Below are 15,874 nucleotides of genomic sequence, written 5' to 3'. Positions count from 1 at the left end.
CGCTGCGCGGTATCAGATCGGCGTCGGTGCGAGGGCGCCGTTCTTCCGGGCGTTGGTGTCGAACTGCGTGCGGTACAACTCGGCGTAGCGGCCGCCGCGCGCGAGCAGTTCCTCATGGTTGCCGCGCTCGACGATCTGGCCTGCCTCGACGACAAGGATCAGGTCCGCGGAACGGATCGTCGACAATCGGTGAGCGATCACCACCGCAGTCCGCCCGGCGAGTGCTTCGCCGAGTGCTTCCTGAACCGCAGCTTCCGACGTCGAGTCGAGATGCGCGGTGGCCTCGTCCAAGATGACGACGCGAGGCTGGGCCAGGAGCAGGCGTGCGATGGTCAGGCGTTGACGCTCGCCGCCCGAGAGGCGGTAACCGCGTTCACCCACCACGGTCTCCAGTCCGTCGGGCAGCGACGCAACCAGGTCGGTGAGCCGTGCGCGCTCCAGAACCTCACGCAGATCCCCTTCGGTGGCATCCGGTCGCGCAAGGAGCAGGTTGGATCGAAGGCTCTCGTGGAACAGGTGCCCGTCCTGCGTGACCATGCCGACGGTCTCCCGGATGGAATCGGTACTGAGGTCTCGGACGTCGACGCCGCCCAACTCGACCGAACCGGAGTCGATGTCGTAGAGGCGCGGAATCATCTGCGCCACGGTCGACTTTCCGGCGCCGGACGTGCCGACCAAGGCGACCATCTGTCCTGCTTCGGTGCGGAACGACAGGTCGTGCAACACGTCCTCGCCGCCGCGGGTGTCGAGGATCGCGACTTCCTCCAGGGACGCGAGAGACACCTTGTCCGCGGATGGGTATGCAAAAGTGACGTTCTTGAACTCGACGGACACCGGTCCCTGCGGCACCGTGCGTGCATCGGGCTTCTCGGTGATGAGCGGCGCCAGATCGAGAATCTCGAATACCCGCTCGAAGCTGACCAGGGCGCTCATGACGTCCACCCGGGCGCTGGCCAGTGCGGTCAACGGCGAGTACAGCCGCGTCAACAACAATGCCATCGCCACGACGGCGCCTGCGTCCAACTGTCCGCGCAGCGCGTAGAAACCGCCGAGTCCGTAGACGAGGGCAAGAGCAAGGGCCGAGACCAGCGTCAGCGCTGTGACGAAGACGGACTGCAGCATTGCGGTCCGGACTCCGATGTTGCGCACACGCCTGGCGCGAACCGCGAACTCCGCAGATTCTTGCGACGGGCGGCCGAACAGCTTGACCAGAGTCGCGCCGGGAGCGGAGAACCGCTCCGTCATCTGGGTGCTCATGAGCGAATTATGGTTGGCTGCTTCACGATTGAGTGCTGCAAGTTTTGCGCCCATGCGCCGTGCGGGGATGACGAAGATCGGGAGAAGTAGCAGCGCGAGGACGGTGATCTGCCAGGAGATCCCGAGCATGACGATCAGCGTGATCACCAGGGTGACCAGATTGCTGACCACTCCGGACAAGGTGTCGCTGAAGGCGCGCTGAGCGCCGATGACGTCGTTGTTGAGACGGCTGACCAGTGCTCCGGTTCGAGTTCTGGTGAAGAACGCGATGGGCATCTTCTGGACGTGATCGAAGACGGTGGTGCGCAGATGCAGGATCAGGTCTTCGCCGATGCTGGCCGAGAGCCACCGGGTCAACAGTCCCAGAGCGGCTTCGAGAAGTGCTACCAGTGCGATCAGGGCGGCAAGTTTGACGACCACGTCGACGGCGTCGCCGCCGACTATCGCGTTGACCACGCGCCCGGCCAGGACAGGTGTTGCCACGGCAAGCGCAGCAGTGACGACACTCAGTACGAGGTACCAGCTGAGGTTGCGTTTCTGTGGAACTGCGAACGTCGCGATCCGCTTCAGTGTCGCCTTCGAGAACGGGCGCCGATCTTCTTGCGCGTGCATCGCGTTGTACATCGCGTTCCACGCGGTGACTTCCATACTCATGACTTCGCCCCTCCGGTCGCCGGCCACGAAGATTACGTGGCCGGTACGACACGAAGGTAGAACCTCAACCAAACTTCAGGTCAAGTGCGGCCTCAGCGGGCCACGTCGACCACCACGCGAGGAGGGTTGCTGAGCGTCGTGACCGTGAACGGCTGCTTCTCGGTCACGCCGATGAACGACTGCGTGACTCCCTCGAAGACGTTGGACCCGTTGACCTCGGTCACGACTCCGCCGACGCCGGGGACCGGGTTGGGGCCGGAGTACTGCTCGACTCCGCTGTCGAAGGGATATGCGGAACCGTCGATCAGGACCTGGATCACTGCGGCACCCTTGATGTCCACGGGCTTACCGCTGCCTTCCTGCGTCGCCGCGTCGACGTACTTGACGCGCCAACCGGGTGTGCCGGTTCCGCCCATTTCGTAGACGACACGATCGAATCCGTCGTGCTCGCCCACTCGGATGTCGACGACGGTGAGCTTGGATTCGGTGCCCGCAGCCGACGTCTTGTCGGAGCTGTCCGTCGGGACTGGTTCTGTGGTCGACGCTGCTGCACTCGAGGTCGAGGTCGAGGTGACGGCCGAGGTGGCTGCCGTGGGAGTGGTCTCCGCGTCCTGCGAACAGGCAGTCAGGCTCACGCCCACTGCGATGGCAGCGACAGCGGCAAATGATCTCGTCCGGTTCGTTGTCATGACTCGATCGTAGGGCTCGCGTTATCGGGATCCGCGGCGGCGGTGCCCGGAGTTACCTAACCGATATCGCCGTCGACATAGAGCCACTTACCCTCTGTTCGCGCAAATCGACTGCGTTCGTGGAGCATTCCCCGCTCGCGTCCGAATGTGTAGTAAGCGCGAAATTCCACGACGCCGTCGGAATCGAACAGCCCGCCCCGTTCGGTGTCCAGGATCTCCAACCGGAGCCATTTCTGGTCGGGGTCGAGATCGAGTTGGGCTGGGCGATGGTCGGGATGCCAAGTCCGCGTGAGATATTCGTCGTCCATCGCAGCGAAAGCCGTGTAACGCGAACGCATCAGGGTTTCGGCGGTCGGTGCGTGCGCTTCACCGCTGATGTACTTTCCGCAGCATTCGGCCAACGCGTTGCCGCTGCCGCACGGGCACGGATCGGTCGGATTGGGTGTGGTGGGGCGGCGCGAAGTCACCGCCCCATTACAGCACGCGAACTCAGACCAGTTTGTGTTCGCGGTTGTCCCAGTACGGTTTGCGGAGGTCGCGTTTGAGGATCTTTCCGGTGGGATTGCGGGGAAGGATCTCGACGACGTCGATACTGGTCGGGCACTTGAACTTTGCGAGACGTTCCTGGGTGTACGTGATCAGATCGGCTTCGTCGATCTGCGCTTCGGGAGTGAGAACCACGACAGCCTTGACGGTTTCACCCCAACGGTCGTCGGGAACGCCGATGACCGCGACCTCGGCGATTGCCGGATGCTCCACCAGTACTCGTTCGATCTCGGGGGAGTAGACGTTCTCGCCGCCGGTGATGATCATGTCCTTGAGGCGGTCCTCGATGAAGACGAACCCGCCGGAGTCGGCGCGGCCCATGTCGCCGCTACGCAGCCACCCGTCTGCGGTAATCGTTTCGGCCGTCGCCTCGGGCTTACCCAGGTATCCGGGTGTGCACTGTTCGGATCGCCACCACAGCTCACCGGTCGTTCCGGTGGGCACGTCCTCGAGCGTGACGGGGTCCACCACGCGCATCTCGACGCCGGGGATCGCCGTACCTGCTGATGCCATGCGCTCGACCTGCGACTCGTCGCGGTGAACGTCCGGCATCAACGCGGTAATGACGCCTGCCATTTCGGTCATGCCGTAGACCTGCACGAATTCGGTGTCCGGCCACGCTGCGAGTGCCGCGCGCAACAGTGGGAGCGGCATGGGGGCGGCGCCGTAGGTGATGCGTTTGAATGCTTTGAAGGCGGCGACCGCCTGCTCGCCTGCGGCCAGGACTCCGGCAATGACCGGTGGGACGAGAAAGGCGATGTTGGCTCCGGCGGCGAGACCGGCGAAGATCGACGGTCCGTCGGCTTCTCTCGTGAAGTAACAGCGGCCACCGGTGTGAATTGCCATGATGGCGTAGCACGTTCCGCCGACGTGGAACATCGGCATCGCGATCAAGAATCGGTGATCCTCGTGGGCCGGCAGGATTTCGAGGACATTGTTGCTGTGCGCGAACAGGTTTCGATGCGTGAGCTGGACACCCTTGGGGCGACCGGTCGTCCCGGAACTGTAGAGAACCAGAGCGGTGGCATCGGGGCTCACCTCGGGGCGGGAGTGCAGCGGTGTGACCTCGTCGATCCACGGCTCGAATTCGTCGTGTTCACCGCCGACGGCGAAGATCGATTCGACGGCCGTCAAGCGGTCTCGCATCGCGACGACCTGGGGGAGTAGTTCGCTGCCGACGAACAGAATGCGAGCGCCACAGTCCGCGAGAACGTAATCCAGCTCTTCGCTCGAAAGTCGCCAGTTGGGAACGACATTCGCGGCGCCGAGTAGTGAGGCGGCGTAGGTGACTTCGAGACAGGACAGATGATTCTTGTCGACGAACGCGACAGTGTCGCCGGCACCGATGCCTGATTCGGCGAGGGCGGCGGCGATACGCAAGATGCGGTCCCGCCACTGAGCCCACGTGAATTCGGTCCCTTGGAAGGTCATCGCTGCTTGATCAGGCTTGACCGTCGCCCAGTGCTCTAGCCGATCGAAAATGATTCCAGCGGTGGCGTCGGACATTCGGCCGCCTCTCTCGTGTGATTGGTGTCACAAGGTTAATGTGCGCCCGGTCTTCGTATCGCTGTTTCCAGTCAATGCGCACAAGCAGGAGGGGTCGCATTCCCCCGACCCTGACCGGCTCGGCCGCAGATATCAGGGTGGTCCCCGATGGCGGGCGCGCCCGCCACCCGACAGGATGGAACCAACCATTGCGGGCGTCCGTGTTTTCACGGGCGCCCGTCACGCCCGCAAAGTAGCACCGAAGTGAACAGGAAAGGCGATCATGAGTTCGCACGCCCAGGATGTCGCGGCCCGCGCAGTCGGCCTGTCCAAGACCTACGGCACCGGAGATACCCAGGTGCACGCCCTCAGTTCGGTGTCCGCAGATTTCGCCCGCGGTGAGTTCACGGCGATCATGGGGCCGTCCGGTTCCGGTAAGTCGACGCTGATGCATTGCCTCGCCGGTCTGGATTCCGCCAGTTCGGGTTCTGTTCTCATCGGTGACACGGAACTCACGACGCTTTCCGACAAACAGATGACCCAATTGCGACGCGATCGCATCGGTTTCGTTTTCCAGGCGTTCAACCTGGTGCCGACCCTGACCGCGCTCGAGAACATCACGTTGCCGCTCGACATCGCGGGACGCAAAGCGGACCCGACCTGGTTGAACAGCGTCCTGACCAAGCTGGGTCTCGGGGATCGCCTCGATCATCGGCCGGGAGAGCTCTCGGGTGGTCAGCAGCAGCGTGTGGCGTGTGCGCGTGCGCTGGCGGGTCAGCCGGAGATCATCTTCGGCGACGAGCCGACCGGAAACCTCGATTCGAAGTCCTCCGGTGAGGTGCTCTCGATCCTGCGGGCGGCCGTCGACGAGTTCAACCAGACCGTGGTGATCGTGACGCACGATCCGCGGGCAGCGGCGTATGCCGACCGGGTGGTGTTCCTCGCGGACGGCAAGATCGTCGACGAATTGCGCGAGCCTACGGCGGATTCGGTCCTCGACCGGATGAAGCGTCTGGACGCTCCGCAGGCGGTCGTGAACGTGGAAGCCGGGGCTTGAGCACATGGCTTCGGTAAGTAACTCGCCGATGCGCAAGGTTTCCCTGCGCAACTTGGCGGCACACAAGGTGCGACTTGCGCTGACGGTTCTCTCCGTGGTGCTCGGCACGGCTTTTGTCGCGGGGTCGTTCGTTTTCACCGACACCCTCCAGAAGACTTTCGATTCGATCTTCGAGAACACCGCCCAGGGCGTCGACGTCCGGGTATCGATGGAAGAGCGCAACACCAGTGGCGTTCCGGTCGAGGATGTCGACAAACTTGCCGCAGTCGACGGTGTCCGAGCGGTGGCGCCGGCTGTCAGCGGACAGATCGTCCTGATCAACGCAGACGGCGGCGCTGTTCAGACCGGCGGCGCGCCGAGTATCGGGCAGTCCTACCTACCGCCGGGCCAGGCGATTGCCGAACCCGACACCTTCGTCGAGGGCGCGCCTCCGACGCAGACCGGTCAGGTCGCGCTGAACACCAGCGCCGCCGAGCGAGCCGGACTGAAGGTGGGGGACTCCGCCAAGGTTCTGGCACCGGCCCGCGGAATCGTGGACGTGACGTTGTCCGGCATCTACGAGGGGGCGGGCAGTGACACCGGCGGGTTCATCGGCGCGCTCTTCACCGACGAGCAGGCCCGTGGACTCTTCACCGACGGCCAACACGTCGAGTACATCGACGTCGCGGGCGACGGGGTGTCGCAGACGGAACTGCAGCAACGCGTCGAGCAGGTTTTCCCCGATCTCAAGGTGCAGACCGGCGACCAGGTTCGTGAGGAGACCAAGGCCGAGGTCGACTCGGCGCTGAGCTTCATCAACTACTTCCTGTTGGCGTTCGGCGCGATTGCTCTACTCGTCGGAACGTTCATCATCTACAACACCTTCTCGATGATCGTGGCGCAGCGTCTTCGTGAGCTGGCGCTGCTGCGCGCGATCGGTGCGAGCCGAGCGCAGGTCGGCCGTTCGGTGGTCACCGAGGCGCTCGTGGTCGGACTCATCGGCAGCATCATCGGTCTGCTCGGCGGTATCGGTCTCGCCTACGGATTGCGCAGTCTCCTCAACACATTCGACGTCGGTCTGCCGGAAGGCCCGCTCCAGGTGGGTGCCCGCACGATCATCGTCGCGTTGGTGGTCGGCGTCGTCGTCACGACGCTCAGCGCTTACGCCCCGGCTCGTCGTGCGTCGAAGATCCCGCCGGTGGCGGCCATGCGTGAGGAGTTCGCCTCCACCGGCGACTCACTGCGAGTGCGGACGTTGATCGGTGCGATTCTCGGCGTGATCGGTGTGGCACTGCTCGTGTTCGGCTCTCGCGGTACCGGTGGTGGCGCGGCGCTGATCGTCGGGCTCGGTGCGTTCTCGTTGATCATCGCGGTGCTTCTCGGGGCTCCCGCGCTGTCGCGGCCGATCGTCGGCGCGCTCGGTGCCGTGTTCGCCAAGCCGTTCGGTGCCATCGGGCGATTGGCCCGTACCAATGCGGTGCGCAATCCCCGTCGCACGGCCGCAACGGCATTCGCGTTGACTCTCGGTCTGATGCTGGTGACGGTCATCGGAGTGTTCGGTTCCTCAGCCAAGGCGAGCATCAATGCTCTTGTCGACGTGGGTGTTTCGGCCGACTACATCCTGACCGGTCCCAACGCGATCGGCGTGCCGCGAGGTGCGGCCGACGCGGTCCGACAAGTGCCCGACGTGCAGAGCGCAACGTCGTTGCACGGAGTGCGTGCGAAGGTCGACGGTGATGACGAGCAGGGCGCTTCGTTCGACGGCCCGATCGAAGGCGTGCTCGAATACAAGATCCTCGAGGGCACGGTCGATCTGACCGGCAACAACATGCTCGTCTCGAAGTCGACTGCGGACGACAAGGGCTGGACTGTGGGCTCGACCCAGACGTTGACCGGTCCCGGCGGCGTCGAGTACCAGACGGTCGTCGCGGGAGTGTTCGAGGACAACCAGCTGATCGGCTCGTGGATCGTCTCGGACGAGGCGTACAGGAAGCTGATGCCGGCCGAGAGTCTGCCGGACTTCGTGGTTCTGGTGAAGGCGAAGCCTGGCGCGGATCTGACAACGCTGCGATCCGAGCTCGAAACGGCCACGGAGAAGTACGTCGTCGTCCAGGTGCAGGATCGTGAGGAGTTCAAGGGAACTCAGGGCCAGCAGATCAACACGTTGTTGGCGATCCTCTACGGACTGCTTGCACTCGCGGTCGTGATCGCAATCCTGGGCATCATCAACACCCTGGCACTGTCGGTGGTCGAGCGGCGACGAGAAATCGGAATGCTGCGTGCTGTCGGCATGCAGCGCGGACAGATGCGACGCACGATCTACCTCGAGTCGGTGCTCATCGCGGTGTACGGCGCGGCGGTCGGAGTTGTTCTCGGCATCGCGTTCGGTTGGGCCTTCGTGAGCACTCTCGCGGATCAGGGCCTCGACAAGATCACGATCCCGTGGGGTCAGGTGGTCGGAATGCTGATCGGCTCGGGTGTGGTGGGTGTCTTGGCGGCGCTGTGGCCGGCCAACCGAGCGGCCAAGACAAAGCCGCTGGAGGCGATTGCAGACATGTAGGGCCTTCGGCCCCCGTGCGCACTTTTGGTAGCGGTAACAGCCGAAAGTGCGCACGGTACCGTTGCCACATGAGCACCCTTCAAGAAGTCGGCGAACGTGAATCCTGGCGCTGCTGGCTGTGTGATGAACCGGTCGATCCCGACATGTCCGTCAATGATCCGCGCGGCCCGAGTATCGACAGCATCAACACCGCAAAAAAGGGTGGCAAGACCAAAGGTGGCGTCGAACGCTTGGCGCACCGCGCATGCAACACCAAGAAGGGTGCGGTCAAACCTGTTGTGGAATGGCCGGATCGGCTGTTCGTCGTGGATCCCGCCCCGATCATCGGGGTCGTGGAGCAGCTCGAGCGAAAGGGTGGCCGCGTCGCCGTCGCTCGCTGCCCCGGCAAGGACGACGCCCAGGAAGCGTCGGATTGGCTGATCGATCGGTTGTCGCGTCTGGCTCCCGCGTTGAATGTCGAAACAAGCATCGACGCCGCGGGCGGGGGTTACCTGTTGGTCCTGAAAACCGTGTAGGAGGTCGGCCCCGAGTGCCGTCTTTTGCGGTACCTGTTCCGCCTCCATAGCTGTCGGGGTACGGTCGAACCGAACATGAATCCGGTTTCGAGTGCGAAGGAATCCCGATGAACCTGGCATTGACCGACGAGGAACTAGCGTTCCGCGACGAGATGCGGACGTTCTTCCGTACGCAAATCCCCGCGGACATCAGGGAGGCGTACGCCCACGGCGAGGAGTTGGGGCGCGACCGTATGGTCGAGGCGCAGCAGATCCTCAACGCTGACGGTCTGGCGGTACCGCACTGGCCGGTCGAGTGGGGCGGCAAGGACTGGACCCCGGTCCAGCACAACATCTGGCTCGACGAACTGCAGCTTGCGTCGGTTCCCGAACCGTTGGCGTTCAACGCCAACATGGTCGGTCCGGTCATCGCGGCCTTCGGCTCGCAGGAGCAGAAGGAGAAGTTCCTTCCGGCGACTGCGAACCTCGACATCTGGTGGTGCCAGGGATTCTCCGAACCCGAGGCCGGTTCCGATCTCGCTTCGCTCAAGACTCGCGCGGTCCGCGACGGAGACGACTGGGTCATCAACGGCCAGAAGACGTGGACGACGCTGGGACAGTACGCCGACTGGATTTTCTGCCTCGTGCGCACCAATCCCGATGCGCCCAAGCGTCAGGCCGGCATCTCGTTCATCCTTGTCGATCTGAAGACGCCTGGCGTCACGGTCCGCCCGATCAAGCTGATCGACGGCGGCTACGAGGTCAACGAAGTGTTCTTCGAGGACGTCCGCGTTCCGGGAGAGAACCTGGTCGGTGAAGAGAACCAGGGCTGGGGCTACGCCAAGTTCCTGCTCGGCAACGAGCGAACCGGTGTCACCCGCGTCGGGTTCTCGAAGGTTCGTCTGGCCCAGGCCAAGGCCCGCGCTGCCGAGGTCAAGGTCGGCAACGGAACACTGCTCGAAGATCCGCTCTTCGCTGCTCGTCTCGCCGAACTCGAAAACGAATTGCTTGCCCTCGAGCTCACTCAGCTCCGGGTGGTAGCCAGTTCCGCTGACGGCCAGCCGAACCCGGCGTCGTCGCTGCTCAAGCTTCGTGGCTCCGAATTGCAGCAGGCGAGCGTCGAACTGCTGATGGACGTGGCCGGCCCTGATTCACTGCCGTACGACGCGGGCAGCGACATCGCCTCCGCGAGCTGGGCGCAGCACACTGCCCCGACGTACTTGAACTACCGCAAGGTATCCATCTACAGCGGATCGAGCGAAGTGCAGCGCAGCATCATCGCCTCCTCGATCCTCGGATTGTGAGGCGTGGCATGGACTTCGAACTCAACGACGAACAAAAACTTCTCCGCGACACCACCAAGGATCTCCTCGCGCGTAGCTACGACGCCGAGAAGCGCAACGCGATCATCGACTCCGATCCCGGGTGGAGCCCGCAGGTCTGGAAGCAGTTGGCCGAGGTCGGCTTGCTCGGCCTGACATTCTCCGAGGACGACGGCGGCATGGACGCCGGCCCAGTGGAAATCGGCGCGGTCATGACCGAGATCGGTCGACGCTTGGCACCCGAGCCGCTACTCGACGCGGTCGTGACGCCGGGCGGCCTCATCTCCGAAGGTGGCAGTGCAGAGCAGCGTTCGTCGATTCTTCCCGGAGTGGCCGAGGGCACCACGTTCCTCGCGTTCGCCGACCAGGAACCCGGAATCCGTTGGCCGGCAACCGAACGGGCCACCGCGGCGGCCCAGGTCGACGGCGGCTGGACCATCACCGGTATCAAGAATCCCGTCGGCCACGGCGCGACGGCGGACATCTTGGTCGTGAGCGCTGCGCTCCCCGGCGGTGGCGTCGGACTGTTCCTCGTCAAGAGCGATGCCTCCGGTTTGGTACGCAAGTCCTACGCCACTCACGACGGGTTGCGCGGGGCGCAGATCGAGTTCACCGATACGCCGGCCGAAGCACTCGGTGAGGGCGGTGACGCTACTGCTCTGATCCAGGCCGCGCAGATCCGTGAGCAGGCCGCGCTGTGCGCCGAGGCTGTCGGAGCGATGGAAGAGGCGCTACGCCTGACCACCGAATACCTCAAGACGCGTAAGCAATTCGGGGTTCCCCTCGCAAAGTTCCAGACACTGACACACCGCGCCGCCGACCTGTACGTCTCGCTCGAGTTGGCACGCAGCATGAGTCTGTACGCAACGATGTCCCTTGCCGACGGCGTCGTCGATCCAGTGATCGCTTCGCGGGTGAAGTTGCAGATCGGGCGTTCGGCTCGGCTCATCGGCCAGGAGGCGATCCAGATGCATGGTGGTATCGGTATGACCGCAGAGTACCCGGTGGGGCACTACGTGAGCCGACTCGTCGCCATCGAGCACACCCTCGGCAGCACCGAAGATCACCTTCGGGTGTTGGCCGCCGGTGTGGCTGATCACGAGATGGTCAGCGTGGTCTGATCTTTCACGAACGACGAAGGGGCCGCATTCCGTTCCAAGGATGCGGCCCCTTCGTCGTTCAGCGGTGATTGCGCAGGACGTCCAAGCGGAGTCGGCGCTGCTCGATGTTGACGGCGCTGTCGGTGAATGCGTGTTGCCACCCGGGGTCACTCGTTCGGGCCGCCGCGTCCTGCAGAAGCGGTACGGCGTCGAAAGGGAAGCGCGCCTGCACGCTTCGCAGGGTGGAAAAGTGACTGTGACGCGAGTGGATGCCCAAGTCCTCACCCGTCGCAGCATGCTCCATCGCTTCGTTCTCCAAGGCGTTCAACAACTTTTCGGCGACGGCCAGGGGCCATGGGCGGTCGATGCCGTCGAGTAGTGCGCTGCCGTCGACGCCCAGAAGGTACTCGTCCGCGTGGCCGGCAACGATGTACTCGACGCGCTCGCGTGGGTCCGCGATGGCGACGATTCTCCGGTCGGTCGTGCGCCCGTCCCGCTCCAGAAATGCCGACGCCCACGCGGTGTTCTTCTGGAGAACGGTTGCAGCAGTCCATGATTCGATCATCACTGCGCGCCATTGCTTCTCGATGGGGATGGTGAGGGCCTCGCGTGGCGAACCGGCCATAGATTCCCACAGCGTCAGCGGAGTGGCGGTCACGACTTGCCGTAACCACCAGCGCCGGATGCCCTTGTTCTTGTAGTGGACGTCTTCGATGCCGTCACGAAATGCGAGGTCGTCGAGCGAGCCGGGCAATCGGACGGCAAGGCGCGGCCGCAAGGGCTTCGTCTCGAGCCGCACCCAGGACCGAGCCCGAGTGACCATTCGAGAGGCAAACGGAGATCGGGGGAGTTGCCGTAGTAGTTGAATTGCACGCTCACGGACCCGCACGGCTGGATCGTCGAGTGCACGCTCGAGGAGCGCGTAGTCGTGTTCACCCAGCCCGACGTCGAGATGGTCGAGGAAGTGCAGCCGGCTTGCCGTGGCCTCGTCGTCCCAAGCGATCTCGAGCTCTTCGCTCGCCAGTTCCGGGTCGACCGTACGTATGTAATCGAACCAGGCCGTACGGTCGTCCGGATCGGGCGAAAGCCACAGCTCGTCCCGGCGTGATCCGATTCGTCGTAGCTGGGCCCAATCCGGGTTCTGCTCCGCCAGGTACTGCCCGCGTCGACCGGCGAGGCGAAGTAGCGCCTCGCGGTGCTCGGGATACTTCAGCGCGGCTTCCATGAAGAGCGGAACGCTGGCAGCGGGCGCGAGGAATCCGCGTTGGTCGGCCATCGCGAACCATTCCGCGAGAGTCCAGGAACGAACCTGCAACAAGGACTGAAGTTGTTCGATCGCGAGGTCGGGAAGCAGCGGTTGAACTGCTGGATCAGTCTTCGATGCGCGCGAGTGACCTGCGTGCGCGTCTGATCGCAGGGAGGTCACCCGCCTACGGTATGGCAGGTGTGCGTCGAGCTGGGTCGCAGGGGTCGGGCGCGTGTCGGCAGATTCTGGAACAGTGGTAACCGGCGACCACAAGGAGGCGTGAGATGACAGACGGAACTGATGACGTCTTTGTCGTGGCGTCGGTGACCGAACGGCGAACGCTCATCTCCACCCGAGTGAGGGAGTGGTGTGCGGCGGGGACAGTCGAGTCGAACCGGCCGGAGTTGTCCGATGATGTCGCGCTGCTGATCGCCGGCGGCTATGCGGACGAGTCGACGCGGTCGATCCTGGCGAACCGGCGCAGTGTCGGACGTTCGTTCCCGGAGATCGGCGGCTTCTCGGAGTTGCGGTATCTCACCGACGAGCTGGCCCGCACCAGACGTCGACTGCTCGCGACTCGCATCGGCCCTGTTCAGGTTGTCCTCGAACGACGGGTGCAGGCGCTCGAGAAGCGCGTTCAGTCGATGCGGTCGGCGATCGTGCATTCCAATCGTCACTTCGCGAGCAGTGTCCGTGCCATCCGCAAGGACCGGCGCGACGGCCTGCATCTCGACGTCGAGCAACGCGAGGCTCTCTTTGCCGGGCTCACCCGTACACCGGTTCCAGCCAAGCTGCCGGTGGGGCTCGGTGTCGTGGCCAGCAGTGGAAACGCAGCACTCGACAAACTCGCCGCCCAGTTCGGGAAGGTCCAGGGAACCGGTGTCATCGCCGATGCCGGAAGGCGCATCGCGGAAGTCCTCGACGGACTGGTCGATTCAGAACCCGAGGGACGCGCCGGTGAGTACGACGCCTTGCTTTACCTCGCCGGGAATCTGTTCGACCGGATCGAAAGCTCCAGCGCGTGGCATTCCGACCACTTCGTCATTCAACGCAACCAACTCGACCTGGCCGACGAGATCACCCAGATCGCGGTCGACACCGTCGCGCTGCGTTCGATTCTTGCGGAGTTGGACGACGCGGCTGCACTGGCACGCGACGAGGGAACCCGAGCCGGAATCGCTTCGCGCAGGGAAGCGCTCGGCGCGGTCTGGGACCAGCTGGTCGAGCGCGTGGCGGCCCTCGCGCGGATCGGTGACCTGGTCGCACGGGCCGAGGATCAGTTGAGTTCGCAGCGCGCGGTTGCGCATGCAGCGAGCCTCGACAGCCGGATCGACGACCTACTTGCGCGCTCCGGCTCACGTGAACTTTCGGCTGCAAACACGCACTACGTCGGGGATCAATTCGACGGTGTGGAAGAGCTGATGTTCGCTCACCGGGCGGCGCTTTACGGGGACATTGCACTGCTGACCTCTGGGAACGAGCGTCGGGCGCCGTAGTCAGGCCGTCGCCGGAGCTGTAAGGTCGGGGGTACTGACCGGCCACACGATCGAAGTAAAGGCCGGGATTTCGCTCAATGCTCGACCCCGATGCCGATCCGGTGATGCGGGCGTACCCGCTCGAGACAGGTCGATCATGGAAGACACCGCAAGCCGCGGCATCAATGCGTTCATTTCCGAAGCTACGCAGCGTGGGGGCAAGGCTGTCCGTCTCACGCACTCACGTCGTAATCCCGTCGAGGTGACGGGCGCTGACGGTGTCAGCCGAATCGTCCGCGTGCGTTCCAAGCTCGACGGTGACTGGCAGGCCAGGCGTCAGGACGAGTCGCTCGAGAGTGACGACACCCGCTCCGAGTTCTGGGTGTTCGTCGATCTGGCAGCAGATCCGCACGAGTTCTACATGTTGCCCTCCAACGAGGTCGCCGACGACATCCGTGCCGAGGTCGACCTGTGGATCATGGACAGCCCCGGACGTAATCGCACCGGCCATCACGCGATTCCGCGTGGGCGCGTCGTGCACGGTCACGATCGTTGGGATGCGCTGGGCTTGGCCGCGGTCAAGGATCCGAGCATTTACGTCGAGACCCCGGTTGCGACCAAGCGTAAGACGTCGCCAGTCGCCGCGAAGAAGCGTCGCGCCAGCGGTGTCGAGGAGATCGAAGTCGTCGACAATCGCCTCGAGATGACAGCCGATTGCCACGGATATCGCTGGGTCGGGCGCTTCGACGAAACCACCGAGGTCGTCGAGATCATGCGCGGACCGATGGAAGGCCGCCGATTCCCTGATCCGACCGCGGCCGCAAATGCCGTCACCGGTCACATCTCAGGCGACACCGAGAGCCATGACGGTTGGTCGTTCTGGACGATCAACAACACGGCCCTCGGCGCTCATCTCAAAACTGCCTGATCTCAGGCTCCGACTGCCGCCGACACCCGTTCGAGCGTGTCCAGTTCGTTCGACGAGAGCACCAGATTCGGGGCGTCCAGTAGCGCCGGGAGCTGCTCGGGCCGGCTGACGCTCGCGATCGGTGCGGTGATGCCTGGTCGAGTCAGCAGCCAGGCCAGCGCGACGGTCGAGATCTCGCTGTCGTGTGCCTGCGCGATTGTCGCCAGTTCCGCGACGACGTCGAGTCCGGCGTCGCTGAAGTATCCGGCGGTCAGTCGTTCGCGGGAGCTGCCTTCGATGTCCGCGCGGGTCTTGTATTTTCCGGTCAGGAAGCCGGAAGCGAGAGCGAAGTACGGGAAGACGCTGATGTTGTTGTCGGTGGCGATCTGGGCAAGTTCGGGTTCGTACGACTTGCGGTGAACCAGGTTGTAGTGCGGTTGCAGGGCGATCGGCGCGGCGTAACCGTTCTCTTCGGTGATTCGCAGCCACTCCCGGACGCGATCGGGGCTGTAGTTGGAGATTCCGAGATAGCGAACCTTGCCCGCGACGACCAACGCATTGAAGGCTTCGAGAGTTTCCTCGAGCGGAGTCTGCGGGTCGTCGAAATGCGCGTAGTACAGATCGATGCAGTCCGTCTGCAGGCGCTGCAGCGACGCCTCAGCTGCGGCCGCGATGTTGTCGGCCTTCAGGCCCTTGAAATCGGGATGGCTACCCACCTTGGTGGCGACGACGATGTCGTTCTGCAGTCCCCGATCGGTGATCCATTTCCCGATGATCGTTTCGGATTCCCCACCGGAATTGCCGGGAGCCGACGCCGTGTACGAGTCGGAGGTGTCGATGAAATTTGCACCGGCTTCGGCGAACGAGTCGAGGATCTCGAAGGACGTCTTCTCGTCCGCGGTCCATCCGAAAGGGTTGCCGCCCAAGCTGAGTCGGAAGATGTCGAGATCCGAATTTCCGATGATCGCCACTGTGTGGAACTCCCGTCGATGAAGGTGGTCGCTGCATCCCGCACCGTACCCTCTCACGGCGCTGGCGATGGCGCGCCCTCGCCAGGTTCGCCGAAAAATGTATCGGATCGTGATTGCCGCCGTCCGTGTTGG

13 protein-coding genes are annotated in these 15,874 nt (G+C 63.9%); 7 read left to right on the top strand and 6 right to left on the bottom strand.

What is annotated here, in order from left to right:
- Window positions 1-12 precede the first annotated feature (12 nt).
- The 4 genes from EHW12_RS20320 to EHW12_RS20305 form a co-directional block, all read right to left on the bottom strand.
- Window positions 13-1,911 (bottom strand): ABC transporter ATP-binding protein, encoded by a 1,899-nt coding sequence (locus tag EHW12_RS20320; protein ID WP_125051601.1) that lies wholly within the window; start codon window positions 1,909-1,911, stop codon window positions 13-15.
- Window positions 1,912-2,003: 92 nt separating this feature from the next.
- Window positions 2,004-2,600 carry a hypothetical protein gene (locus EHW12_RS20315; protein ID WP_125051599.1) on the bottom strand — a complete coding sequence of 199 codons (597 nt, stop codon included), beginning with the start codon at window positions 2,598-2,600 and terminating at the stop codon, window positions 2,004-2,006.
- 56 nt (window positions 2,601-2,656) lie between these two features.
- Window positions 2,657-3,067: a YchJ family metal-binding protein gene (locus tag EHW12_RS20310; RefSeq protein WP_047268988.1), complete on the bottom strand. Its 411-nt coding sequence runs from the start codon at window positions 3,065-3,067 to the stop codon at window positions 2,657-2,659.
- Window positions 3,068-3,089: 22 nt separating this feature from the next.
- The gene (locus EHW12_RS20305; RefSeq protein WP_047268989.1) at window positions 3,090-4,652 is read right to left on the bottom strand and encodes a long-chain-fatty-acid--CoA ligase; all 1,563 of its coding nucleotides are present in this window, start codon (window positions 4,650-4,652) and stop codon (window positions 3,090-3,092) included.
- 262 nt (window positions 4,653-4,914) lie between these two features.
- Between EHW12_RS20305 and EHW12_RS20300 the strand changes: the two genes are divergently transcribed.
- From EHW12_RS20300 to EHW12_RS20280, 5 genes are all read left to right on the top strand, one after another.
- Entirely contained in the window at window positions 4,915-5,688 is a 774-nt protein-coding gene (locus EHW12_RS20300; protein WP_003945134.1) for an ABC transporter ATP-binding protein, read from the top strand.
- Between the two features lie 4 nt (window positions 5,689-5,692).
- On the top strand, window positions 5,693-8,227 hold the full coding sequence (locus EHW12_RS20295; RefSeq protein WP_058228428.1) for an FtsX-like permease family protein: 2,535 nt from the start codon (window positions 5,693-5,695) through the stop codon (window positions 8,225-8,227).
- Window positions 8,228-8,295: 68 nt separating this feature from the next.
- The gene (locus EHW12_RS20290) at window positions 8,296-8,742 is read left to right on the top strand and encodes a hypothetical protein (RefSeq protein ID WP_007736175.1); all 447 of its coding nucleotides are present in this window, start codon (window positions 8,296-8,298) and stop codon (window positions 8,740-8,742) included.
- A gap of 107 nt (window positions 8,743-8,849) precedes the next feature.
- Complete coding sequence (locus EHW12_RS20285; protein ID WP_125051597.1) at window positions 8,850-10,025, top strand: acyl-CoA dehydrogenase family protein; 1,176 nt, start codon at window positions 8,850-8,852, stop codon at window positions 10,023-10,025.
- A gap of 8 nt (window positions 10,026-10,033) precedes the next feature.
- Window positions 10,034-11,164 carry an acyl-CoA dehydrogenase family protein gene (locus EHW12_RS20280; protein WP_030536908.1) on the top strand — a complete coding sequence of 377 codons (1,131 nt, stop codon included), beginning with the start codon at window positions 10,034-10,036 and terminating at the stop codon, window positions 11,162-11,164.
- A 58-nt stretch (window positions 11,165-11,222) separates the two neighbouring features.
- Here EHW12_RS20280 and EHW12_RS20275 read toward each other — a convergent pair whose 3' ends face one another.
- Window positions 11,223-12,569, bottom strand: coding sequence for a DUF5691 domain-containing protein (locus EHW12_RS20275; protein WP_021344957.1), 1,347 nt, complete (start codon window positions 12,567-12,569; stop codon window positions 11,223-11,225).
- Window positions 12,570-12,673: 104 nt separating this feature from the next.
- Between EHW12_RS20275 and EHW12_RS20270 the strand changes: the two genes are divergently transcribed.
- The gene (locus EHW12_RS20270) at window positions 12,674-13,885 is read left to right on the top strand and encodes a hypothetical protein (protein WP_003945149.1); all 1,212 of its coding nucleotides are present in this window, start codon (window positions 12,674-12,676) and stop codon (window positions 13,883-13,885) included.
- 136 nt (window positions 13,886-14,021) lie between these two features.
- Window positions 14,022-14,792 (top strand): hypothetical protein, encoded by a 771-nt coding sequence (locus tag EHW12_RS20265; protein WP_003945109.1) that lies wholly within the window; start codon window positions 14,022-14,024, stop codon window positions 14,790-14,792.
- A 2-nt stretch (window positions 14,793-14,794) separates the two neighbouring features.
- Here the strand turns inward: EHW12_RS20265 and EHW12_RS20260 are convergent, their stop codons facing one another.
- Window positions 14,795-15,742, bottom strand: coding sequence for an aldo/keto reductase (locus EHW12_RS20260; RefSeq protein WP_007732210.1), 948 nt, complete (start codon window positions 15,740-15,742; stop codon window positions 14,795-14,797).
- Window positions 15,743-15,874: the final 132 nt, after the last annotated feature.

The organism is Rhodococcus sp. NJ-530, assembly GCF_003860625.1.
Lineage (GTDB): Bacteria > Actinomycetota > Actinomycetes > Mycobacteriales > Mycobacteriaceae > Rhodococcus_F > Rhodococcus_F qingshengii.
Note: the sequence above shows the minus strand (reverse complement) of the source record. Positions and strands in the feature narration are given on the sequence as shown.

Coding starts and splice junctions, on each gene's coding strand:
- EHW12_RS20320 (WP_125051601.1), bottom strand. CDS start 1,911: ATGAGTATGGAAGTCACCGCGTGGAACGCGATGTACAACGCGATGCAC.
- EHW12_RS20315 (WP_125051599.1), bottom strand. CDS start 2,600: ATGACAACGAACCGGACGAGATCATTTGCCGCTGTCGCTGCCATCGCA.
- EHW12_RS20305 (WP_047268989.1), bottom strand. CDS start 4,652: ATGTCCGACGCCACCGCTGGAATCATTTTCGATCGGCTAGAGCACTGG.
- EHW12_RS20300 (WP_003945134.1), top strand. CDS start 4,915: ATGAGTTCGCACGCCCAGGATGTCGCGGCCCGCGCAGTCGGCCTGTCC.
- EHW12_RS20295 (WP_058228428.1), top strand. CDS start 5,693: ATGGCTTCGGTAAGTAACTCGCCGATGCGCAAGGTTTCCCTGCGCAAC.
- EHW12_RS20290 (WP_007736175.1), top strand. CDS start 8,296: ATGAGCACCCTTCAAGAAGTCGGCGAACGTGAATCCTGGCGCTGCTGG.
- EHW12_RS20285 (WP_125051597.1), top strand. CDS start 8,850: ATGAACCTGGCATTGACCGACGAGGAACTAGCGTTCCGCGACGAGATG.
- EHW12_RS20280 (WP_030536908.1), top strand. CDS start 10,034: ATGGACTTCGAACTCAACGACGAACAAAAACTTCTCCGCGACACCACC.
- EHW12_RS20270 (WP_003945149.1), top strand. CDS start 12,674: ATGACAGACGGAACTGATGACGTCTTTGTCGTGGCGTCGGTGACCGAA.
- EHW12_RS20265 (WP_003945109.1), top strand. CDS start 14,022: ATGGAAGACACCGCAAGCCGCGGCATCAATGCGTTCATTTCCGAAGCT.